21 protein-coding genes are annotated in these 22,684 nt (G+C 61.5%); 12 read left to right on the forward strand and 9 right to left on the reverse strand.

What is annotated here, in order from left to right:
* Positions 1-67 precede the first annotated feature (67 nt).
* Together P6U31_RS08410 and P6U31_RS08415 are read right to left on the reverse strand one after the other, a co-directional pair.
* Entirely contained in the window at positions 68-679 is a 612-nt protein-coding gene (locus P6U31_RS08410; RefSeq protein WP_407187740.1) for a hypothetical protein, read from the reverse strand.
* Positions 676-1,602 (reverse strand): alpha/beta fold hydrolase, encoded by a 927-nt coding sequence (locus P6U31_RS08415; RefSeq protein WP_407187741.1) that lies wholly within the window; start codon positions 1,600-1,602, stop codon positions 676-678. Before P6U31_RS08415 ends, P6U31_RS08410 begins: the two co-directional genes overlap by 4 nt.
* A gap of 133 nt (positions 1,603-1,735) precedes the next feature.
* On the opposite strand from P6U31_RS08415, the gene P6U31_RS08420 reads away from it, so the two are divergent.
* Genes P6U31_RS08420 through P6U31_RS08435 form a run of 4 tightly spaced genes read left to right on the forward strand, consistent with a single transcriptional unit; the run spans position 1,736 to position 5,804 of the window.
* Positions 1,736-4,243, forward strand: a complete 2,508-nt coding sequence (locus P6U31_RS08420) for an alpha/beta hydrolase (RefSeq protein ID WP_407187742.1) — start codon at positions 1,736-1,738, stop codon at positions 4,241-4,243.
* Positions 4,244-4,252: 9 nt separating this feature from the next.
* Positions 4,253-5,116, forward strand: coding sequence for an alpha/beta fold hydrolase (locus tag P6U31_RS08425; RefSeq protein ID WP_407187743.1), 864 nt, complete (start codon positions 4,253-4,255; stop codon positions 5,114-5,116).
* A gap of 39 nt (positions 5,117-5,155) precedes the next feature.
* Positions 5,156-5,332, forward strand: a complete 177-nt coding sequence (locus tag P6U31_RS08430) for a hypothetical protein (protein WP_407187744.1) — start codon at positions 5,156-5,158, stop codon at positions 5,330-5,332.
* Positions 5,333-5,348: 16 nt separating this feature from the next.
* On the forward strand, positions 5,349-5,804 hold the full coding sequence (locus P6U31_RS08435; protein ID WP_407187745.1) for a potassium channel family protein: 456 nt from the start codon (positions 5,349-5,351) through the stop codon (positions 5,802-5,804).
* On the opposite strand, the gene P6U31_RS08440 is transcribed toward P6U31_RS08435, so the two are convergent.
* Positions 5,785-6,468 carry a helix-turn-helix domain-containing protein gene (locus P6U31_RS08440; protein WP_407187746.1) on the reverse strand — a complete coding sequence of 228 codons (684 nt, stop codon included), beginning with the start codon at positions 6,466-6,468 and terminating at the stop codon, positions 5,785-5,787. The two genes, P6U31_RS08435 and P6U31_RS08440, sit on opposite strands and share 20 nt — an antisense overlap.
* Positions 6,469-6,810: 342 nt before the next feature.
* Here P6U31_RS08440 and P6U31_RS08445 point away from each other — a divergent pair, with 342 nt between their 5' ends.
* Both P6U31_RS08445 and P6U31_RS08450 read left to right on the forward strand, forming a co-directional pair.
* Entirely contained in the window at positions 6,811-7,440 is a 630-nt protein-coding gene (locus P6U31_RS08445; protein WP_407187747.1) for a response regulator transcription factor, read from the forward strand.
* Positions 7,441-7,618: 178 nt separating this feature from the next.
* Entirely contained in the window at positions 7,619-7,969 is a 351-nt protein-coding gene (locus tag P6U31_RS08450) for a response regulator transcription factor (RefSeq protein WP_407187748.1), read from the forward strand.
* Positions 7,970-9,046: 1,077 nt separating this feature from the next.
* Here the strand turns inward: P6U31_RS08450 and P6U31_RS08455 are convergent.
* Positions 9,047-9,481: a L,D-transpeptidase gene (locus P6U31_RS08455; RefSeq protein ID WP_407187749.1), complete on the reverse strand. Its 435-nt coding sequence runs from the start codon at positions 9,479-9,481 to the stop codon at positions 9,047-9,049.
* A 341-nt stretch (positions 9,482-9,822) separates the two neighbouring features.
* Here P6U31_RS08455 and P6U31_RS08460 point away from each other — a divergent pair, with 341 nt between their 5' ends.
* A complete protein-coding gene (locus P6U31_RS08460) occupies positions 9,823-10,488 on the forward strand; it encodes a helix-turn-helix domain-containing protein (RefSeq protein ID WP_407187750.1) in 666 nt (221 codons plus the stop codon).
* Between the two features lie 20 nt (positions 10,489-10,508).
* Here the strand turns inward: P6U31_RS08460 and P6U31_RS08465 are convergent, their stop codons facing one another.
* The 3 genes from P6U31_RS08465 to P6U31_RS08475 are packed head-to-tail and all read right to left on the reverse strand — an operon-like array spanning position 10,509 to position 13,702.
* A complete protein-coding gene (locus P6U31_RS08465; protein ID WP_407187751.1) occupies positions 10,509-11,078 on the reverse strand; it encodes an invasion associated locus B family protein in 570 nt (189 codons plus the stop codon).
* A 31-nt stretch (positions 11,079-11,109) separates the two neighbouring features.
* Positions 11,110-12,000 carry an alpha/beta hydrolase family protein gene (locus tag P6U31_RS08470; protein WP_407187752.1) on the reverse strand — a complete coding sequence of 297 codons (891 nt, stop codon included), beginning with the start codon at positions 11,998-12,000 and terminating at the stop codon, positions 11,110-11,112.
* Positions 12,001-12,013: 13 nt separating this feature from the next.
* Positions 12,014-13,702, reverse strand: a complete 1,689-nt coding sequence (locus tag P6U31_RS08475; RefSeq protein ID WP_407187753.1) for an aspartate:alanine exchanger family transporter — start codon at positions 13,700-13,702, stop codon at positions 12,014-12,016.
* A gap of 143 nt (positions 13,703-13,845) precedes the next feature.
* Between P6U31_RS08475 and P6U31_RS08480 the strand changes: the two genes are divergently transcribed.
* The 5 genes from P6U31_RS08480 (at position 13,846) to P6U31_RS08500 (ending at position 21,276) form a co-directional block, all read left to right on the forward strand.
* Positions 13,846-14,529, forward strand: a complete 684-nt coding sequence (locus P6U31_RS08480) for a YoaK family protein (protein ID WP_407187754.1) — start codon at positions 13,846-13,848, stop codon at positions 14,527-14,529.
* Entirely contained in the window at positions 14,526-16,223 is a 1,698-nt protein-coding gene (locus P6U31_RS08485) for a SulP family inorganic anion transporter (RefSeq protein ID WP_407187755.1), read from the forward strand. The genes P6U31_RS08480 and P6U31_RS08485 overlap by 4 nt, the downstream gene beginning before the upstream one ends.
* A 137-nt stretch (positions 16,224-16,360) precedes the next feature.
* Entirely contained in the window at positions 16,361-19,114 is a 2,754-nt protein-coding gene (locus tag P6U31_RS08490; RefSeq protein ID WP_407187756.1) for a decarboxylase, read from the forward strand.
* 12 nt (positions 19,115-19,126) lie between these two features.
* Positions 19,127-20,827, forward strand: coding sequence for an aspartate:alanine exchanger family transporter (locus P6U31_RS08495; RefSeq protein ID WP_407187757.1), 1,701 nt, complete (start codon positions 19,127-19,129; stop codon positions 20,825-20,827).
* A gap of 23 nt (positions 20,828-20,850) precedes the next feature.
* Positions 20,851-21,276 carry a hypothetical protein gene (locus P6U31_RS08500; RefSeq protein ID WP_407187758.1) on the forward strand — a complete coding sequence of 142 codons (426 nt, stop codon included), beginning with the start codon at positions 20,851-20,853 and terminating at the stop codon, positions 21,274-21,276.
* A gap of 66 nt (positions 21,277-21,342) precedes the next feature.
* On the opposite strand, the gene ppk2 is transcribed toward P6U31_RS08500, so the two are convergent.
* Together ppk2 and P6U31_RS08510 are read right to left on the reverse strand one after the other, a co-directional pair.
* On the reverse strand, positions 21,343-22,143 hold the full coding sequence (ppk2, locus tag P6U31_RS08505) for a polyphosphate kinase 2 (RefSeq protein ID WP_407187759.1): 801 nt from the start codon (positions 22,141-22,143) through the stop codon (positions 21,343-21,345).
* A gap of 7 nt (positions 22,144-22,150) precedes the next feature.
* Positions 22,151-22,606, reverse strand: coding sequence for a hypothetical protein (locus tag P6U31_RS08510; RefSeq protein WP_407187760.1), 456 nt, complete (start codon positions 22,604-22,606; stop codon positions 22,151-22,153).
* Positions 22,607-22,684 lie beyond the last annotated feature (78 nt).

Here is a 22,684-nt window from a genome sequence, read left to right on the forward strand (position 1 = left end):
GTTGAGAACTCCGGTCAGTTCGCCGCCTGAATGTCGGCGGGTGGTCAGCGTATTCCTTTGATTTGGGTCAAGCCTTCGCGCCATTCTCGCTACGCGAAATATCGATTCCTTCCAGCATCTCGCACCACAATTTGCGTATCTGCACATGGCGCCGCTCGAGCGCGGTGCTCACGGTGTCGCGATACGGCAGGAGGATTTCTCCCTTCAGGAACATGATCTGCGCCTGCAGCAATCGACCGCTCTCAAACTCGACACGCCGTAGCGCCATCGAGAAGGGATCGTTCGGGTTCGCCTCCACAGGAAGCAGCGCCGCCGGCCGGATGCCGGCATGAACGGCGTGCGCAAGTGTTGCGAGATCGACCGCAAGTGCGAGAGAGTGATCGGGAATCCTCTCCACCGGTGCAGGGAGCCAAGCGATCTCCCATGCGGCGGTGAGATAGGCCAAGGCAAGATCCGTCGTCCAACTGGTTGCCCGCAGGAGCAGGGAAACGATCTCAGACTGGTTGTAGAATTGCGCGTTCAGCTCGGTCTGCCAGGCTGATTCCATCCTGAGGGGTAAAGCGAGCGCGAAGCGACGTCCCAGCGCGCCGTGCGCTGAGATCAGGAAGCTCGCGACGCGGGTCTGCTGTCGGGCAGACACGCGGCCATCGGAATCGAGCGGACCGAAGAAGGCGCTCATGCGACTGCTCCCTTGACCGGGATTGCACGCAGGTGATCGTAGCCGGCAGGAAACGGCATGAGGTCGCCGCCCGCCTCTTCCGGGGCGATCCATACCGACTTGTTGCCGTGCCAACGTCCGGCCAGCACGTCATCAGCGAAGCGGGCGAGCAAATCGGCGGTGAGGGCCGGCTTCTCCAATGTGAAGGCATGATAAGCCCGCGGGATGATGACGAGAGAGCTGTTGGGAATCTGAAGGCGCAGTGTTTCATGCAGGGCGCGTGGCGTGAGAAAATCGAACTCGCCGTTGAGAATCATCGTCGGTATGCTGATCGACGGCAGCTGCGGTGTGAGGGGTTGGAAGTCGAGGAAGGATTCCATCAGGTTCTGCAGAGCGTAAACGTCGTTGACCAGCCAGCCCTGCCGCTTCACGCTGTCGAGCTTGTCCAGCACCGGCGCCAGCCATTGGTCGGAGACGTTCATCGGCAGCAGCAAATCCTGAAGGTAGCTCGTGCCGCCAAGAATCAGCCCGGTCCGCAACGCGTTGCCTAGCAGGTAGAGCTGCGGTGGCAGTTCGGCAAAGCAGCTCATCGGCACCAGCCCCGCCAGCCGTTTGCCATGCTGGATCGCATAGCGCAGTGCAATCAGACCTCCGAAGCTGATGCCGCTCAGAAACACCGGGCCGTTGCCGAGCTCTTGGATCAGGAGGTGCAGAATCTCGACCTGATCGTCCTGACTGATGAAGAGGGCAGGCTTGTCGGACTCGCCTTGGCCGAGCAAATCGAACGTTGCAACGCGGTATCCTCGCGCGATGAGCGCATCGCGATAGGCGGTCCACAGCTCGGCGTATTGCGTGAGACCGTTCACCAGCACATAGGCCGGCGCGTCGGCAGGGCCGTCAAGCTCGTAGCGGATCCGATACGGGCCGTGGCTGAGGAAAGGCATTGCGACAATCCAGCGGGTAATTTGGTGCCGAAACATCCTCAGTCAGAACTTCCGCAATCCGTTGAGTTAAGTCAAAGGACGGCGCACAACTGCACCTAGCCTCCAAGCAGAATATGATCTGGAGGAATTTGCCATGGATGGGAATCAGGCCGTTCGTCGCCTTCTCGTGAGCTTGGTTCTGCTGCTGATCGGCACCTCGTTTGCCCTTGCGCAGCCATTCACGCGTCGCTCGTCTCAGATGCAGCATGACGCGCTGAAGAAGACCTACGAGGTTTCAGACTTCCGTCTTGGCGGCAAATACGATCTGTCTGATTCCTCGAAATGGGAGAATGGCGGCGAGGGCGGCGTCACGCTAGAATCTCTCGGCGCCGGGAAGCTGCGGACCGCCTATATCGCAATCGGAACCCCTCGTCGCAACGCGGCAGGCGAGATCACCAACGCCGTGATCGTCAATTCCTATTATTCCGGCGACTCCACCGATATGTACGAGCAGTGGGTCAAGGGCGCTGCGTTGTCCGGTGGCGTGCCGATCATCGGTCCGGGCAGGCCGATCGATACCGATCGCTATTACGTGGTCATGGTCGATCCGCTCGGCACCTGGGGCGCAAGCAAGCCCTCTGATGGGCTCGGGATCAAATTCCCTCAATACAGCTACTACGACATGGTGCAGGCCAACTACCGCATGCTGCACGATGGCCTGAAGATCGCCCGCGCTGCACTGATTACTGGCGTTTCGATGGGCGGCACCCAGACCTACGTCTGGGGCGTGATGCATCCGGAGTTCATGGGCGCGCTGATGCCGATTGGTGGCACCACGCAATCAGACGGCGATGATCCCGTCGGCAACTGGACCTTCCAGATGATGACGGCCGCAATCCAGTCGGATCCGGTGTGGCAGCAGACCAAGGGCGATTATTACAAGCTGCCGAAGGAGAAGCATCCTGTTCCAGGGCTTGCATTCGGCTGGTCGATTCTGGGCATGACGGGCTATGATTTCGCCTTCCGCACCACTCAGAACTGGAGCGCGGTGCAGCCCGAAATCTTCTACTGGGATCCGCCGAACGAGAAAGCAGCGCTGAACGTCATCAACCGTGCCAAGCTCTACGACGCCGTCGACCTCGTCTGGCGTAACCGGGTCGGCGAGACCCACAACGTCAATCCCTATCTCGGTCGCATTCGCGCGCGCACGCTGGTGATGCACATCACCAACGATCTCTGGCTGAATTTCAAGTTGGCTGAGAAGGCTGTTGACCGTGTTCCCGGCGCAGATCTCATCGCGCAGGAGAGCCCGGTCGCCCATTACGGTGTGTTCCCGATCATCAATCAGCGCAAGAATGATCCGAAGTTCGTCGCTTTCATGGACGACGTCGCGGCGTTGGATCGCGCACAGACCTTCGTTGACAAGAACTACCGCGTGCCCGGCGTGGCGGAAAACATCGATCCGAAGAAATCCTTCTGGAAGGACTTCGTGACCTATCCGTATCCGGTCAAATACGCCAACGCGAAGGACAAGAGCGGCAATTCCTGGCAGATCGGCTACATGGACGAGTATGCCGGAACCGACAAGGATCCGAAGGTGCTGGTGATCATCCACGGCAAGGGCGCCTTTGCGGGCCACTACGGCAACGTCATGCAATATGCGCTGCGCAGCGGCCTGCGCGTGATCGCGCCTGATCTTCCGCACTACGGCATGTCCGGACCTGGCAATCTCGACAAGAGTCCGGCGCGCACCATGCAGGACATGCGCGAAGTCATCTACGACCTCGTCGTCAACCAGCTCGGCGTGAAGAAGGCCTACTATCTCGGCCATTCGCTCGGCGGCCAGTTCGTGATGGGCTATGCGCTGACCTGGCCGGACGCGGTGCAGGGGCTCGCGCTCGAAGCGCCATCCGGTCTCGAGGAATATCCGCGCGAGATCACCATCGCAAAGAACAAGAAGGCAAAGCTGTTCGATCAGGGTTTCGATCACGACTTCGACAAGTGGAACGCAACCTGGGGCCAGACAGGCATCCTCGCCGCGGAGAAGGCGCGCGATGAGCAGAACATCCGCGACTTCTTCTACTTCAAGAAGCGCGATCCGGAGACCGGCGCTGTCTCGGCTGCCAAGAGCGGCTACTTCTTCAGCGACAGCGAATATGCCCGCTTCCACACCGAGCAGCGCGTCGGCCTGACCAAAAGCAACCCCAGGGAGCTCGAACAGTGGTGCAACGTCTTCATCTACGACATCTACACCATTGGGGCCGAACTCCAGCAGGACGATCCGAAGAACCTTTACGAGCGGCTCACCCAGATCAGAGCGCCGATCTTCCTCTCATTCGGCGACAAGGAGCCTTTCATCCCGACGCCGGCGTTCAACGGATTGACGGATCTGGGCCGTGACGCAATCACGCCGTTCATGACCCGGATGACCAATGCGGGCAACCGGCCCATGCTGAAGATCTATCCGGACACGGGGCACTTCATCCACACGGATAATCCGGTGGAATTCCCGGCCGACATCGTCGATTTCGTGACCAGAGGAACGGTCGACACCTCTTCTCCGATGGGCACGGATCGCATGATCAAGGGCGCCGTGGTCTCGGCGTTGCCGGTGGCGCCGACGCCCCCGGGCGCGGCTCCCACGGCTGGCTTGAACAAGTAGGCCACGATCATGTCAAGAGTGCAGGCGGGCGAGGTTCAGTTGGGTTGGCGAGAGTGGGGAGCAGGCGAAGTCACGGTCGTCTTCATCCACGGCAATCTCGCCAGCAAAGACTGGATCGAACTCGCCGCACCGCTGTTCCCCTCGGGGATCCGCGTGATCGGCATCGACTGGCGCGGCTGCGGTGACAGCGACCGGCCGAAGCCGGCCGCGGACTATGCCAATTACGCGATGCAGCAACATGCGCAGGATCTGCTGGCCGCGCTCGATGCGCTCGGAATCGAGTTCTGCCATCTCGCCACCCATTCCACCGGCGGCATCATCGCCGCGCGGATGCTGCTGATGCAGCCGCAACGGTTCGGGCGGGTGTTCGCGCTCGATCCGGTTACGCCGCTCGGCATGGCCTTCAATGCCGGTCAGATTGACGTGTTTCGGGCGATGATGGCGAGCAGGGAAGTGACGCGGGCGGTGATGGCCACCGCGGCCTCCTCATTGTTCGTTCCCGACAGTCTTGCGCCGAACACCATGCCTCGGTTTCGAGAAGGACTGGGAGACATCCAGCGTCTGTTCGAGCGGATCCTCGAGCAGACCTTCAGCGTCTCCGAGGGCATCTGGATCGGCACACCCGTCAACCTCAACCGGGAGTGGGAGAGCAAGGAGCTGGAGCGCCGCATGGCCAAAATTCGGCATCCGCACCTGGTGTTGTGGGGAGAGCGGGACGGATGGATTCCGCCGGCCGACTTGAGGACCATGGCGGCCGCTATGCCGGACTGCCGGCTGGTGATCGTGCCCGGCGTGGGCCATTCGATGAACCTCGAAATCCCGGCGCTCTATGCCGGCTATTTCGGGGCGTGGTTCGGAGGATTAGCGAGATAGCGGCATCGCTATCGGCAACGACGGGACGAGGACAATATCATGGCAGGCACGACCAAGCTCTCGGTTGAGAAGGCGCTCGAAAAGCTGCGCCGCGACGAACTGCAGAAGACCGGGACGGAGCAGCGCGATGAGAAGACCGAGGCGCTGCAAAAAGAGATCAAACGCATGAGAGCACAAAGGCAGCGTCTCGATCCAATCTCGCGCAAGCGCAGTTGAATTGCGCTCGGCTGTGTTGGCAATCCAATTCCTGGCCGGCGGTTTCGTCAGCGCGATCAACATCATGATCCACGCGATCGTGACGGTCGGTGCCATCGGCATCGCTCGGGCCGCCGGATTGAGGCACACGCACCGACCAAGGCTACACCTGATGGCGGTGATGGTCGCGACCGCTGCGGTGCTCATGCTCGCGCACACGTTGGAGGTTCTGGTCTGGGCGCTCGCCTATTTGATCCTCGGCGCTGCGCCAGCGGAATCCGATCTGCTCTATTTTGCCTTTGTCAACTACACCACGCTGGGTTACGGCGACATCACGCCGCATCAAGCATGGCGCTTGACGGGACCAATGACCGCCATGAACGGCATTCTTCTGTTCGGCTGGTCAACTGCCGTGCTGTTCGAAGTTCTGCGCAAGACGCTCGAGCACCTCGTCGCGATCGGCGCCGGCGGATTCAGCCCTGCAGATCGATAGTGGCTAGCTTTTGACGGTCCGAGAGCACGATCTGGCGCTGCGTGTTGCCGATGAAATCGATGATACCGAATTCATGCAGTCGGGACAAGGCGCGCGACACCGTTTCCAGCGTCAGGCCAAGATAGTCGGCGATATCGCGTCGCGACATCGGCAGCGCGATCACGTCAGCCCTGGTCAGTCGCTGATCCATCTCCAGGATGAAGGCAGCGACCCGTTCCAGCGACGTCTTGCGGCCCAGCAGCAGCATATGATCTTCGGCGTGCTGGAGGTTGGTCGTCGTCATGTTGAGCAGGTTGTTGGCAACGACAGGATCGTTGTCCGCCACCAGCTCCAGCGTTTGCCTGCGGATCAGCCTGACGGTGGTATCAACGATCGCCTCAGCCGTGAAGCGGTGCAAACTGCCGTTCTCCAGGCCAAAGATGTCGCCGGCAAGGTGAAACGCGCCGATCTGGCGCCGCCCGTCCGAGAGAAGCTTGTAGCTTCGCACCGCGCCAGTCTTGACTTGATAGACGTATTCGGCTGGCTCCTTCTCGCCGTAAATTTCGGTCCCCTTCTTGTAAGTGAACTCGTTTAAGCTGACCATTGTATTAGAATTGCTGGTCATACCGAGGTCGCGCAGTGAGCTGGGGCGGGGTCTGGGGGCGGTGGTGCTGCGCACAAACATGGCCAACTCCTCAAAGAGTCGCTGAAATCGCCTAGCAGATCGAAATTCCATCGTCGGGAATGCGCCGCGCTATCGAACTCCCGCCGAGGTTGATTTACGACTAAAGAGCATATTCCCGTCCATTGTCTCTGGGGACATTGTACTTTGGGACAGGGTCGAAGTTTCGTGCGCGGGATGAGAAGGGCCGACAAGCATCTTCAACTTTGTGCAATGTGTTTCGATTGACCAATTCTGCTGAGTACAAATTCATTCAGACAGACAGATTGCTTGGTGATCTAACGCAAGATGGCTGGCGTTCTGACAAAGAGGCGTTGCTTCAAATATTGCGATTAAGAGGTAAAGTTGCCCGGTCTGGTTCATGTGGTAGACGACGACGCGTCGTTCCGGACGGCGATAGAGCGCCGGCTTAAACTGGCAGGCTACGACGTCCTGGTATATTCTTCGGCGGAGGAGTTGCTGTCTCGCCCCCCGAGCGGTGAGAAGCAGGCCTGCGTGCTGCTCGACGTCAAGATGCAGGGGCTGAGCGGTCCCGATCTGCAGGCTCGGCTGCTCGATATGGGTTTGACATTGCCGATCGTCTTCGTGACCGGCTACGCCGATACGGCCACTACCGTGCGGACGATCAAGGCTGGCGCCGAGGATTTCCTGACGAAGCCTGTGTCCTCAGAACAGTTGATCGAGGCCATCGAGCGCGCCTTGGCCCGTCACGATGCCGCACTGAGTCAGCGGAACAAGCTCGATGCGTTTCGCGCGCTCCTGTCGTCCTTGACACCGCGCGAACGGCAGGTCTTCGACCTCATCGTGCGGGGCAAGATCAACAAGCAAATCGCTCATGAACTCGGAACGACGGAGCGCACCATCAAGGCGCATCGCCACCAGGTCATGGAAAAGATGCGAGTCCACTCGTTCGCAGAACTCGTGTCGATCGCCGAGCGACTTGGGTTGATCGATGCAAACGCTTCGAAGGACTAGGCATTACGCCTGCAGGCACGCGTGGCCGCCACCCTGTACGAAAGGCCAATATCATAGGTTATTGACCGGACGGCCTTGCGAGGCGCGCAATGCGCCACGACAAAATCGCGGAGCGCGCGCCGCCTCCGCTCGTCTCGAAACAAGGCCCGGTCTCGTGCTTGCAGACAGATCAATTTTCGTGGTCGACGACGACCCGTCCTTCCGAAGAAGCATGAGGCGGCTTCTCCGCGAGCATGGGTACGACACCATGCTGTTCGACTCGGCCGGGGCGCTGCTTCAGCATCAAAACTATGATCAGGTTCTTTGCATCGTTCTCGACATCGATCTGGCTGGCGAATCCGGAATCGATCTGCGCCGTCAGCTGGTGGCCAGGGGTATCGAGGTGCCCGTCATCTTCGTCACCGGCAACAACAGCGAAGACTGTCGGTCGGCGGCGATGACGTCCGGCTGCGCAGCTTATCTGAACAAGCCCTTCAAGCCGGGTTCGCTGATTGCCTTGGTCGAGGCGGTGTGCGGGCGTCCAGCCTAGCTGGGCCTGTTGTTGGCCGCCCGGCACTCTCATTCCCGCTCGCCGATTCAATCGAATTCTGTTGATCTTCGTCAACGATCCAACGACGGGACGAACGCACGCTCGGCTCGATCACCAGCAAATTGGGAGAGACGAGCATGACGGGAATTTCCAAGCATTTTGGACTGATCGCGGCTGCATCGATCTTCGTACTAGCGCCGCTGTCGCTCCAACCATCATCGACGGGTCTGGTCACCGTATCCCTGAATAGTGCCGAGGCCAGGGTCGGGCGACCGCTGACGCCGATGAGCGTGGCGGGTGTCCATCGCCGGGTGCATCGCCGTGCTTATTACGGCGCTGCCGCTGCGGGAGCTGCAGCTTATGGTGCGTATCGGTATCCGAGGGCCTGCGGGTACTATCCGTATCCACCTTGCTACTGAGCTTCGCGGTGAGGCTCTCAGCCTGCTTTACCCGCCGCAAACATGAGCGCCGAGCGAAGTGGCCCGGAACTCCAATAAATCGCGACGGCCCCGTAGACCGGATCGAGCGCCGATGAAGCTGGCGCTCCAGTCTGCGTAACGACAGAACCCCGGCTTTGAGCCGGGGTTCTGTTTGGCCGTCCGACAGGTATTACTGAGGAGGATTGCGGAGGCGGCCCGGGATTTGCGTCAGATCAATCTTGGTATCCCGACCTCGATCTAGCCTTTGCTATCACGTGGGGCGATGTCCAGAACGGACACCAGTGGAATGAGCAGCATCATGCTTTTCAAGACACTCACGTTGCATTCCCTCGTCTATATCGCGGGCATGACGACCGCGATGGCCGTTCACCGGGCCGTTCCACTGCCTGGCCTTTCGGCAGGACCTCAGTCCTCCCTCCAGCAAGCCGCCAATCGCTCGGGGAAGAGCGACAGGCTGCCATCGTTGCAACTGAGGCGTAGAGCGCTGGACAAAGTGCCGGTGCGTCTGCAACCGCGAGATCTGCTCAAATCTGGCAAAGCGGTCTGCAAGCCTCCCATTGACGTACCGGGTCGGTGCTTCGCGGACGCTGCGCCGGTCCAGAGGACAGGCTAGGACCTTTAGCAAAGGTGCCTGCGGTCAGGGCGAGATCTCGATCGTCGTATTCTGCGCTCCCTGAACTCGGATCAATTCAAACAGCGATTGCGCTTGGTCGGGCGCCAACCTGATGCACCCATGCGACACAGGACGGCCCAGATTGCGGATCTCATATGTCCCATGGATTGCGTATCCGCCATGGAAGAAGATCGAATAGGGAATCGGTGTGAAGTCGTAGAGCTTCGAGTAATGCATGCGCTGGAGAGAATAAGGTCGGTATGTGCCAGTGGGAGTGCGGTAACCACGCCGCGCCGTTGAGACCGGCCAAGTCGCATACTCGGCTCCGTCGACGCTGACCAGCATTGTCTGGGTGGAAAGCTGAACTCGCACCGTGACTGCGGCCTGAGCGCTCTGACCGGCGACGCCGAGGAGCAGAATTACGGTCAAGATTAGGGATGAAGACAGGCGTGCAGGCATTTCGTTTCTTTTTAAGCATTCGCGAATTGCGACAGAAAGGTGGCGCCCAGATGTGATCAGGCCGATCGCTTGTCGGCGCCGAGCACGCGACGGACGCATCCTCAAGAGTGCTGCAAGCTAAGTGAGTTTCGGCGCGCATTGTTGATCCGACGCAAATCCGCCCCTTCTCAGCGCCCTATCGGCTTTTGGCAATCCGGCACTTTGATGTTGAACTTGCAAGCGCGTGGCCGGCCGCTTCCGGGAGATTACGTAGGTGACACTCTAAGTTGCTGCAGATCAAATTCGCTCGGCCGCCGCCTGCATAACATTCGTGCATTGTTAATTCAGTCGGAGTTTTCCAGATGCTGCTCAGGACCAACACCTCCAGCATCCGTCCGGTTGACGGGCATCTCGCAGCACTCGCCGGCGAGCGCGTGTTCTGCAGTGAGTTCAGGTATCGTAGAGGGATGGAAGTCTTCGGCGAAGGTGAGGAAACGGAGTACGTCTACCAGATCATCTCCGGTGCGGTGCGGACTTACAAGCTGCTCTCAGACGGCCGCCGCCAGATCAATTCTTTCCACCTGCCAGGTGACATGTTCGGGCTCGAGAACGGCGCCACCCATCGTTTCACTGCCGAGGCGGTGGTCGAGACCAGGGTTCGCATTACCAAACGGCGCAGCCTTCTTGAAACAATGCAAAGCCGGGAATCCGGCGCTTCCAGCTTTCTCGGCCTCGTCACGCGCAATCTGCAGCATGCAGAAAATCACATGCTTCTGCTTGGACGGAAGACGGCGCTGGAGCGGGTGGCGGCGTTTCTGCTCGAACTCGACGAGCGGCTAGGTCACCCCAGAATTCTGATGCTGCCTATGAGCCGTCGCGACATCGCCGACTATCTCGGATTGACCCTCGAAACGGTCTCGCGCGCTTGCTCCATACTCCGCGACCACAAGATGCTGAGGTTCGAGGGCGCGACGCAGCGGCAGATCGTGCTTCTGGACCGTAAGGGGCTTGCCGAATATGACGCGTGAGAAGATTCGGGGTTGCGTGCTCACTCCTCGATGTCTTGCTCCAGGGTCTGCGCCGGCGGTCCATTGTGGGCGGCCCTGAATTGAGCGAGTGGCAGGGAGGTGGACAGCGACAGCAAGTTGGAATCGACGACCTCCAGAGTCAGCGCCTTTCCCCCGTCCATTTCCTTGATCAGCTTCGAGCTCGCGACGTCGCCTGCGATGCAGCCGTTGCTGAGGCACCAATTATAGGGAATCGGGTGGGACGCGCCGGCATCCACCTTCAGCTTGGCCGGTGCGCGCAGGTACATGCCGACGGGCACAAAGATCTGCAGGCGCGGATTACCTCCTTTCTCGCGTTCGATCAGATCAATCCGAACCGCCATCTGTCCGGTCTCATAGGTACCCGAGATCGAGGTCCTGCAGAGCAGCGGGGCCCCCGCGGCCTTGAAGCAGAGCTTCTTCCACTCGCCGTACTTAATGTCGTTCGCGAGTCGTTGCCCGCGAGGCGTGATCTCGGCGAACACCGGCGCTGCCATGGCGATGGACAGCAGAGTCGCAAAGCCGGCCATGCCGATCCAGCGGCGAGCGGAGTTCTGATTGCGAGCATGCATGTCTTGCTCCTCCTGATGTCGGCAATGGTCATCACTTCCGCGCATCGAGAAACCTTGTGACGAGAGGGGACCAGATCGGAATGGCATCGGGCGAGCCGATGAAATAATGCCCTTCGTTGCCGAATGGCGGCACCAGGTGGTATTCGGCTTTGCCTCCGGCGGCGGTGAAGGCCTGATGCATCCGCTTCGACAATGCCGGGCCGAAGAACGTGTCGTTCTCGATGTAGATCCACAGCATCGGCACCCGCGAGCTGCGACCGAATTCACCGGTCGTCTCGACCAGCTTGTCCGGTGCGCAGTTGTTGTTCGGCTTGCCGTCGACCCGCCCCCCGCGACCTGCGGCGAAGGTGATGATCGCCCCGACCTGCCGTGGGTTCAGGCTGGACAGCGCGATCGCTGCCCATCCGCCGGCGGATTGTCCGACCACGACCACGCCGTCTGGCAGGACGCGCTTCTCGGCAACCATGTACTGGATGATCCAGAGGTCGACCTGGGCGACGGCAAGACCCGCGTCGCGGAAATTCGGATTGATGCACTTGCCCACCTTCGAGAAGAATGGGCCGTAGATGCCGCGCTCGGGGATGTCGATTGCGGAAGCCCCATATCCGGTGCCGACGGGCGCCACAACGAGATAGCCCTGCCTGGCGAACCATTTGGCGGCATCACGAAACTCGACCAGCGGAAAGAAGCTGCGTTCGGTCGGGTTGAGCGAGACGCCGTGGTTCATGATCACCAGCGGGAAGGGACCGTCGCCGACGGGACGCACCAGATAGGCAAACATCGGGAGCGGCAGCGGCAAAGCCCAGACCTCTTCCTGTATGCGTCGCTGCGCTTGGTCATCCGCACGGGCCATCCCGATCCAGAAAGCCGGCAGCAGCAGCACCGTTCGCAACAGGGTTTGGATCAAGGAATACGAGCGCATTCCGTTCTCCTCCTCATCCCGCAAATGTCGCCGCCACGATGATTGGGCCCAGCACCGTCAGGACGACGTTGCCCACAGCATAAGGCACCGCGACGCCGAGCACCGGCGTCTGGCTTTCGGCGACCTCACAGGCGCCGGTGACGGCAGCGTCGACCGTCATGGCTCCTGCCAGTGCACCGCACGTAACGACCGGGTTCATGCGCAGCACGTGATAAGCGAACAGCGTCGCCACGATCAGCGGCACCAGCGTGACGACAAGACCCATTCCGACCAGCAGCACACCATGCGCCTGGATCGCGATCCAGGCCGCATGGCCGTTGCCGAGGCCGATGGCGGCTATGAAACCGCCGAGGCCGAGGTCGCTCAGCGTCTGCTGCGCGGCGGGCGGCATCGCGCCCATGGTCGGTCGGCGCGACCGCAGCCAGCCGCAGACGAGGCCGGCGATCAAGGCGCCGCCTCCACCGCCGAGTGTCAGCGCGATGCCTCCGACCTTAAAGCTGATCAGGCCAGCCAGTAGGCCGGCGGCGATTCCCGCCGTGAGAAAGGCGATGTCGGTACGGTCGCCGGCGCGCAAGATCTGTCCGACCTGTGCCGCTGCGCGTTCGATGTTGCGGCTGGTGCCGACCAGCGTCATCACGTCGCCGACATAGACGCGCGTGTCAGGGCTGAGCGGCACCTCGCGCCCCATCCGGGTCAGGGTCCGCAGGAACACGCCGCGCGCATTGCTGCCGACGCGATCGGCGATGTCCTGGACCGATCGGCCGTGGAGATCGCGGTTATCGACGAGCACGTCGACGACATTGCCCGGCATCGCCTTCAGGATCTCGTCGGCGTCGATCTCGGTGCCGAGCACGGGACGCGCGGCGACGATCACCGCTGTCCGTCCGGCGATCACGATGTCATCGCCGGCCTCGAGCACGGTGTCGAGATGGGGTTCAACGTCGTTTCCCTGACGTACGATTCGCTCGATGACGGTGCGGCTGCCGATCTCGTCCTCGATCGCCTTCACGGTTCGGCCCGCGGCCGCCGAGACGCGATAGGCGCGCGCCTGGAATTTGCGATAGTGCAGGTTCTCGGTCTTGGGTGGCTCGCCGCCGGAGAGCTCGATCTCGAGCTTCTTGGCTTCGTCCTTGAGGTTCACCCCCATTAGCTTGGGCGCGACGAACGGCACGTAGATGAGAGTCAGGATGTAGCCGAGGACGTAAGTGACGGCGTAGCCGGCCGCGATATTCGCCTCTTGTTGCTCGAGCAGGGCCTTCGGCAGACCAAGCTGTGCCAAGGCTCCCGAGGCTGTGCCGATGATCGAGGATTGCGTCAGTGCACCTGCAGCCAGGCCGGAAGCGGTGCCTGGATCGAGTCCAACGGTGAAGGCAAACGCCAGCACGATGATCAGGCCGGTCCCGCCAAGCACGAGCGCCATGGCGACCTGGGCCAAAGTACGGATGCTCAAGGAGGCGAAGAATTCAGGTCCCGATTTGTAGCCGATCGTGAACACGAACAGGCTGAACAGGATCACCCGCAGCACCGACGGAAACGCGAAGCTGCCGAGTTGGCCGATGAGTACGGCGACGATGAGCGTGCAGGCGGTGGTGCCGATCGAGAAACCGCGGATCCTGATCCGGCCGAGCAAGGTCCCAAGAGCAACCGCAAGCAGCAGAAAGATTTCGGGAGCGGTGGAGATGATCCACCTGACGGTGTCCATGGTCGCCATTCCCCAGCGCATGTGTACCCGATGAAGTTGAATTCTCAAAGCCCCGCAGAGCTTTGATCCAAGTCAAGCCTTCTCTCCACCGGAGCGACGTCAATCGGGCATCAGCCGGATCGGCGGCACACGACATCTCGGATATGAGCTCACAGGCTATTGCTCCGACTTTATTACTGCGCCGCGACGAAACGATCACCGTCGCGCTGCTGCTGGCTTTCGCTGGCGGCTGCCTGGATGCCTATACCTGGATCATTCACGGTGTGATGGCGAATGCGCAGACGGCGAATCTCGTGTTCGTCTGGGTTTACGGGATGGCTGGCGATTGGACGAGGGCGCTGCAGTTTGTCCCCCCGATACTGGCCTTTGCGGTCGGAATTGTGATCGCCGCCTGGCTGCGCCGCGCTGCGGGAGATAGAGCCAGCGCCATCAGTACCTTGATTGAGATTCTGCTCCTGATCGGTATCGGCATTCTTCACAATCGGATGCCCGAAATTGCCGGCACGCTGGGGATCTCACTTGTCGCCGCGATGCAAGCCGCGATCTTCACCAAGGTTGAGGGCGCGACATACAGCACGGTGATGATCACCGGTAACATGCGCCAGGCGATCGAGGGCATCTTTGCGGTGGCTGCCGGCGGTGCTTCGGTCGGGACATTGCGTCGCTCTGGCATTTTTACGGCCGTGTGCGGTGCCTTCGGCCTTGGCGCGGCTCTCGGTGCTCTAATGACCAAGGCCGCTCCCGACCTCGCGCTGGGGCTTCCTGTGATTGCTTTGCTGATCGTGCTGCTGCGCTGCGAGGTCGTGCGCTCCGAGGTGAGCTCATGAAGCCGCCATCTGAACCACGGGCCGGCTGGGCGCGGCTCTTTCCGCCTTTCCGCTGGCTCTCCGACTATCGGGTGGCGTGGCTGCCTTCCGACACGGTGGCGGGCGTGACACTGGCCGCGTACGCAATTCCTGTGTCGCTCGCGTATGCCGCCCTTGCAGGCTTGCCGCCGCAGCTCGGAGTTTACGGCTACATTCTCGGCGGTATCGGCTACACGCTGCTGGGAAGTTCCCGCCAACTCGCCATCGGCCCGACGTCGGCCATCTCGCTGATGATCGCGGGGACCGTGGGCTCGCTATCAGCAGGCGATCCGGTTCGCTATGCGCAGATTGCCAGCCTCGTCGCCTGCGCAGTGGCGCTGCTCTGCCTGATCGCCTGGTTGTTCAAGTTGTCCAGTCTCGTTCGTCTCGTCAGCGACAGCATCCTAGTCGGCTTCAAGGCGGGCGCCGGACTCACCATCATCATGAGCCAGTTGCCGAGCCTGTTCGGCATTCCCGGCGGCGGTCGCAATTTCTTCGAACGAGCCATCCAAATCGTAGGCCAGCTTGGCGATACGAATCTGCTTGTGTTGTCCGTCGGTGCCGTTTCGCTCCTGCTGTTGCTGCTCGGCGAGCGGCACCTGCCGGGACGGCCGGTCGGCATCACCATCGTGGCGCTCTCGATCGTGGCGGCCACGCTGCTTGGATTGCCGGCCATGGGAGTACCGGTCACCGGCAAGATTCCCGAGGGTCTGCCGACCCTTGCCGTTCCGACCTTGGGCCTGGTCGAGCCCGAAGAGCTGTTTCCAATCGCGGCGGGTTGCCTCTTGCTGGCCTACATCGAAGGCGTCTCGGCCGCGCGCAGCTTCGCTGCCAAGCACGGATATGTGCTTGACGTTAGTCAGGAGTTTCTTGGCTTGGGCGCTGCCAACCTTGCCGCGGCATTCGGCCACGGATATCCGGTCGCCGGCGGCCTGTCGCAATCGGCCGTGAGCGACAATGCCGGCGCGCGGACGCCACTCGCACTGCTGATCTGCTCGACGACCTTGGCGCTGTGTCTGTTGTTCTTCACGGGGCTGCTGACCAATCTTCCCAAGGCGGTGTTGGCCGCGATCGTCTTTGCGGCGGTGTACAGATTGGTGGACATTCCGGCGCTATGGCGGATGTGGAAAGTCAGTCGGATCGATTTCTACGCGGCAGCCATCGCGCTGATCGCGGTGCTGCTGCTCGGAATCCTTCAAGGCGTGCTGCTCGCGGCGATTGCGTCAATTTTCCTCCTGCTGGCGCGGGCGTCGCAGCCAAACATCGCTTTTCTCGGGCGGCTGCCCGGAACCGGCCGCTATTCCGACAGCGCCAGGCATGAAGGTGTGGAACCCCTCGTCGGCGTGATCGCCTTCCGGCCTGAGGCCTCGCTGCTCTATATCAACGCCGAGACCATCCTTGCGGCTGTGCTCAGCGCGCTGCGAAAGTCGGCGAATATCAGGCTGGTCGTCTGCGATCTCTCGGCGTCGCCCTATATCGATCTCGCCGGCGCCCGCATGCTGCACGAACTCTATGACGAACTCGCCTCTCGTCACATCGCGCTCTGCATTGTTGGCGCGCACGCGCAGCTGCGTGATCTCCTCCGTGCGGAGGGGCTCGCCGAAAAGACCGACAGCGCACAATGGCTGCGGACGCTCGACAGCGTGCTGGGCGACAGTGATCCGAAGGGCGGCTGAACGTTTTTGCGTTGCGAGATGCACGCGCGCCGATGAAGTCGTCCAAGATCATTCAGACCGTTGACTTGGATCAATGGAGCGCAGGTCCGTAAGGCCACGATCCCGCGTCACAATTGCCCTCGGATCGGGAGAGAGACATGTCCAAGGATGCCAACTCCGCAGAAAAGCGTATCGATCGATTCTTTTCCGGGCCCGGAGCGCGGGCGGATGATTGGCGCGATCTCGTGGAAGCAGCGAAGACTTGGGCGCGGGTCGGCAATCGCGCGGCCTACGATACGGCGCTGGCCGAGCTCTCGGTCACCGAGGAGTTTCACGGTTATCCCGGTCTGCACCTGATGGCGGCGCTGCGGGAAGCCGCAGCCGCGGGCGATGGGGCCACATCGTTTGCGCTTGCAACGAAGATCGCCCAGGCGCTGGCGGCGCGGTCGTTCCGTCAGCATGCCGGCGATTGGAGCGCGAAGGACGAGGGCAATGGCGACGTGCCCGAACTGGTGCCGCCGTCGTTTGGCGGGGCCACGGTACGCCGGCCCTATTTCGAAACCCTCATCGTGACCGGTGTGTCGTCCAGCCATTGGCCGGCACTCGCTGCCGAATGGCGCAAGCTGCGTCGACCGGTCGACGGCTTCGTCTATGAGCCCGTCATCGTCGGCAGCCTCGAAGACGCGTTCTGCGCGACCATGCTTAATCCAGACATTGCCGCGGTCGTCATCAACGAGGGTTTTGGCCTGCGGTCACGCCACGACGCGCCTGTCCTTCGCTCGATCATGGCGACAGCCGGTCTCAAGGACGAAACCGACGCCTCGGCGCTGCGGCTTGCCCAGATCATCAAGAAGGTTCGTCCCGAACTCGACCTCTACATGATCTCGAACCGCGACGTAGAGGAACTCGCAGGCAATCCCGAGGCCAGCGTCGTCCGCCGCATCTTCTATTCGGTGGAAGAGCTTCTGGAGCTGCATCTGTCGATCCTCGAAGGCATCCAGGACCGCTACGACACGCCGTTCTTCGACAACCTCAAGAAATATGCGCAGCGGCCGATCGGGACGTTCCACGCGCTGCCGATCGCCCGCGGCAAGTCGATCTTCAAGTCGGACTGGATCCGCGATATGGGCGAGTTCTACGGCCCCAACCTGTTCCTGGCGGAGAGCAGCGCCACCACCGGCGGCCTCGACAGCATGCTGGAGCCGACCGGCAACATCAAGAAAGCACAGGAAAAGGCGGCGAGGGCGCTCGGCGCCGACCGCGTCTTCTTCGTCACCAACGGTACCTCGACCTCCAACAAGATGGCGGTGCAGGCGCTGCTCGCGCCCGGCGATATCGCCATCGTCGACCGCAACTGCCACAAGTCGCATCACTACGGGATGGTGCTGGCGGGTGCCCAGCCGCTCTATGTCGAAGCCTTCCCGATGACGGAATACTCGATGTATGGCGCGGTGCCGCTGAAGACGATCAAGCAGGCGCTGCTCAATGCCAAGGCCGACGGCCGGCTCGATCGAGTCAAGATGATCGATCTGACCAACTGCACCTTCGACGGTCACATCTACAATACCCGCCGCGTGATGGAGGAATGCCTCGCCATCAAGCCGGACCTGATCTTCCTATGGGACGAGGCTTGGTTTGGGTTCGCGCGCTTCTCGCCGTTCCTGCGTCGACGCACCGCCATGGGCGCCGCCAACGAGATCGAGGCGTGGATGCGCGATCCAAAGTCCGTGGCAGCCTATGAGAAGCAGCAGGCCGAACTCGGCAAGAACCCATCGGACGAGGTGCTGCTCAAGACCAGGCTCATCCCTGACCCCCGGCAGATCCGCCTTCGCGTCTACCAGACCAATTCGACCCACAAATCGATGTCAGCGATCCGCCAGGGCTCCATGCTCTCCGTGAAGGACGTCGAATTCCACACAGTCGAACAGCAGTTCAAGGAAGCGGTGTTCACCCACGCTTCCACGAGCCCGAACCAGCAGCTCATCGCCAGCCTTGACATCTCGCGGCGGCAGATGGAGCTTGAAGGTTACGGCCTCGTGGCCAACGCGATCGAGATCGCTTTCGCCATTCGCCATGCCGTCAACAGCAATCCGCTGATCTCGAAATACTTCCGCGTGCTGGGCGCAGACGCCATGGTGCCGGCGCAGTATCGCCAGAGCGGCTTTACGGACTATCTCGCGGCCGGCGTGAACTGGGCGAATACGCTGAGGAGCCTCGACGAGGACGAGTTCTGCCTCGACCCGACCCGCATGACGTTGGTGTGCGGAACGGCTGGCTACGACGGCACGCAGTTCAAGGGTCTCCTGGCCAGTGAGTACAACATTCAGGTCAACAAGACTTCGCGCAATTCGATCCTGGTCCAGTCCAACATCAACAACACCCGCAGCGACGTCGCTCACCTGGTTCGGGTGCTTGCCGAGATTGCTGGCGAGATCGATCGGGGCCTCGCGCAGGGAGGCGCTAACGCGAGGAAGACGTTCGAGGCGCGGGTCAAGAGCTTGATGACCGACGTGCCGGACCTGCCGAACTTCTCGCATTTCCACCCGAGCTTCCGTGGCGACGCTGGAGCGAAGACGAACGAGGGCGACATCCGCACCGGCTTCTACGCAGCTTACGATGCGGCAGGCTGCGAACACATCCGCCTCAACGACCCGGAGATCGACCGGCGGCTGAAAGCAGGACCCGAGCTTGTCTCGGCAAATTTCGTAATCCCGTATCCGCCTGGCTTCCCGATCATGGTGCCGGGCCAGGTGATCACCCAGGAGACCATCGACTTCATGCGCAAGCTCGATGTCAAGGAGATCCATGGTTACGACGCCAAGGAGGGCCTGAAGCTCGTGCGCACCGAAGCCTTGGCGAAGATCGGCAGGCCCAAGCCTGCGGCCGCGCCGAAGCTCAAGGCCGCATCTTAGAGGGGACCGAACATGCAGAGCTTTTTCACATTCCTTCAGCAGTATCCATATCTGCTGCTGTTCTTCGTCGTCGGCCTTGCCGTCTATATCGGTCGGGCCAGCATCAAGGGCTATGGTCTCGGCATGGTTGCCGGCGCGATCGTGGTAGGGGCGGGCCTGTCGGTGTGGGCTTCCACCTACGGCGTGAAGCTCGAGCTGAACAATTTCGCCAAGAGCCTGTTCTACTACCTCTTCATGTACGGCGTTGGCTTGCGCGTCGGACCGTCCTTCATCAACAGCCTGAAGGGCGATGGCCTCAAGTTCTGTCTACTCGCGGTCGTCTCGAGCATGCTCGGTCTTGCGCTGGTGGTCATCGGTGCAAAGCTGTTCGCGTTACCGACCGGCGCGGCTGGCGGCATGCTCGCGGGGTCGCAGACCATGTCCGCCGCCATCGGTTCGGCCGAGCAGGCGGTCACGTCCGGTGTCGTCAAGCTGCCCGCGGGCATGAAGCCCGAGGACGCATCCGGCATGATCGCGCTCTCCTACGGCATCACCTATATCTGGGGCACCGTCGGCATCATCCTGATTTGCAAATACCTGCCGCGCTGGTGGGGCGTCGATGCCAAGGCCGCTGCAAAGCAGTATGAGCAGGAGTTCGGCGTCAAGGATCTCGAAGGCGGCGGCCTCACCGGCTATCGCCAGTTCGGGCTGCGCGCCTATCGGCTGGAAAATCCCGCAACCGCCGGTATGAGCATCGCCAAATTCCGCGCGATGAATCCGGAGTACCGGATCGTCAACGTGGGGCGGAACGGCGAGCCGCAGGGTGCCGACGCCGACCTCGTGCTGCAAAAAGGCGATATCGTCGCGCTGGGTGGCTCGATCGAGCATCTCACCGACAAGATGGGCCTGATCGGTCCCGAGGTCGCCGACGCCAAGACGCTCGGCATTCCCATGGACCAGGCGGACATCCTCGTCACCAACAAGGACATGGTGGGGCGCACTTTCGAGTCCTTCCGTGACACCGCGATTGCCGGCCAGTTGCAGGTCACCAAGGTCGAGCGCGGCGGCGTGCAGATTCCGGCCGGCCTGAAGACCAAGCTGGAGCGGATGGACATCGTCTCCGTCGTCGGCCTGAAGTCCGCGGTCAACGAGCTCGGCGACATGTGGGGCCGCATTGCCCGCACCAACACGTCGACCGACCTGCTGACCCTGTCGGTCGGCATGATCATCGGCTTCCTGATCGGCATGGTGGAGTTCCCGGCGTTCGGCGCCAAGGTGGGCCTGGGCAACGCCGGCGGTCTGCTGCTGTCGGGTGTGATCGTCTCCTCGATCGTGTCCCGCCTGCGCTTCTTCGGCAATACGCCGAATGCGGCGCGCAACGTGCTCGAGGATCTCGGTCTCGTGGTTTTCGTCGCCATCGTCGGTGTCAATGCCGGTGCCGGACTCCTTGCCCAGCTCACCGGTGCGGTTGCGCTGAAAATCTTCATTGTCGGCTTCATCGCCTGCACGATCCCGCCGTTCATCGTTTGGGCGATCGGGTATCACGTCTTCAAGATCAATCCGGCCGTGCTGATGGGTGGCGTGGCCGGTGCGCGCTCGCATTCCGGTCCTTGCCGGGAGGCTGCGGTGGAGATCCAGAGCTCCGTGCCCTGGATCGGTTTCCCCGTCGGCTATGCCGTCTCGGGGATCCTGCTCACCGTGTTCGGCTACTTCGCAATGCTTCTGGCTCAATAGCGAGCCAAACTCAGGGGAAAGTCATGAAGAAACTGGTTGCTGTTGCTGCTCTTGTCCTCGGCGTCGTGAGTTTCAGCGCGCCATCGCGCGCCGAAACCGGCAGCGTCGCCGTGGTCTTCACCAAAGGCGGCTTCATCGTCGGCGTCGGAGGCGGCGAGGGCGTGCTGCACCTGCGCGGCAAGAACTATCCGTTCACAGTATCCGGCATGAGCGTCGGTTTGACCGTAGGGGCCTCGACCACTAAGTTCGTCGGGCGTGCGTTGAACCTGCGCGGCCCGGCATCGATCGAAGGCTCCTACGCGGTCGGCGGGGCCGGCGGCGCCGTGGCGGCCGGTGCGGGAGCGGTTCAACTGCAGAACGCCAACGGTGTGATCCTGCAGCTCAGCGGACCGAAGGTGGGTGCCGAAGTGTCGGCAGCCGTCGGCGGAGTCACAATCAAGCTGAAGTAGTCCGTATCGACAGACGAATAGGCCGCGCACCGCGCGGCCTATATCTTTCAGTCTGGACGCCCAGGCTCAGTAGCGCTCTTCGACGAACTTCATTCCCCGCAGGCTCGCCTGGTCGTTGTAGCGTCCTTTCTCGGAGCGTGGCGGCAGCTTGACCTTGTCCTTCTTGATCCGCTTGTACGGGATCGAATCCAAGAGATGCGCGATGCAGTTGAGCCGCGCCCGTCGTTTGTCATCGGACCGGACGATGGTCCATGGCGCGTGCTTGGAGCTGGTGGCCTCGAACATCAAATCGCGAGCCTTGGAGTAATCGTACCAGCGCCGATAGGATTCCGTATCCATCGGGCTCAGCTTCCACTGCCGCAATGGATCGTCGATCCGGGCGCGGAACCGACGCTCCTGCTCGCCCATCCCGACCTCGAGCCAGATCTTGATCAGGATGATCCCGCTCTCGACAAGGTGCTTTTCCATCTGCGGGCACAGCGAGAGAAATCGTTTGTGGTCCTCCGGCGAGCAAAACCCCATGACGTATTCCACACCCGCGCGATTGTACCAGCTGCGGTCGAAGATCACGACCTCGCCGCCGGCGGGGAAGTGCTGCATGTAGCGCTGGATGTAGAGCTGGGATTTCTCACGGTCGGACGGCGCTGGCAGGGCGACCACGCGAAACACGCGTGGGCTGACCTTCTCGGTAATCGCCTTGATCGTGCCGCCCTTGCCCGCGGCATCACGGCCTTCGAAGAACACGACGACCCGCAGCTTCTTTTCTTTCACCCATTCCTGCAGATGGCAGAGCTGAACCTGGAGCTTTTCCAGCTCCTTTTCGTAGGTCTTGCGCTTCATCCGAGTTCCGGCTTCGTCCTTTGCCATGGGATGATCAGTCGCCCCAGGAGATCGTGACGCCGATGTCGCCGGGCATGCCGCCGGGAAAATCGATGATCTGGTAGCTGATGCGGTAGCCGCGCGGCTTCAGATAGTCGGTCCAGAGCTGGAAGATTTCCTTCGGGATACCGGTCAATGTGTTCTCCCAGCCCGGCTCCTGCTGGTTGATGGCGCGCCCCTTGTCGGTGCACAGCGTGTTGGGAAAGCGATAGACCTGCACCTCGGTCAGCCCGTTTCGCACCGCACGCTGAATGATGGTCGCGGCGAGCTGGATCTTCTCTTCCTCAGTTTTGCCGGACGGCTTGCTCAGCCGCTCGATCAGAGCGCGCTTTTCGGCTTCTGCCGCGGCGGCAAGGCGGGCATATTCTTCCGCCTTTTCGGCCTCCTTGAGGGCAGCTTCCTTGCGAATCTGCGTGGCACTGGGGATCAGGGTGTCGAGATTGGCGGACATTGACGATGTCTCCTGCTGCTCTGCTACACTGCTTTGGAGTAGGTTAGGCCGGGCAGGCTCCATTCCGTTGATTCAAGT

Origin of the sequence: Bradyrhizobium centrosematis, from assembly GCF_045571495.1 — a bacterium.
In the GTDB taxonomy this organism is placed as follows: Bacteria; Pseudomonadota; Alphaproteobacteria; order Rhizobiales; family Xanthobacteraceae; genus Bradyrhizobium; species Bradyrhizobium centrosematis.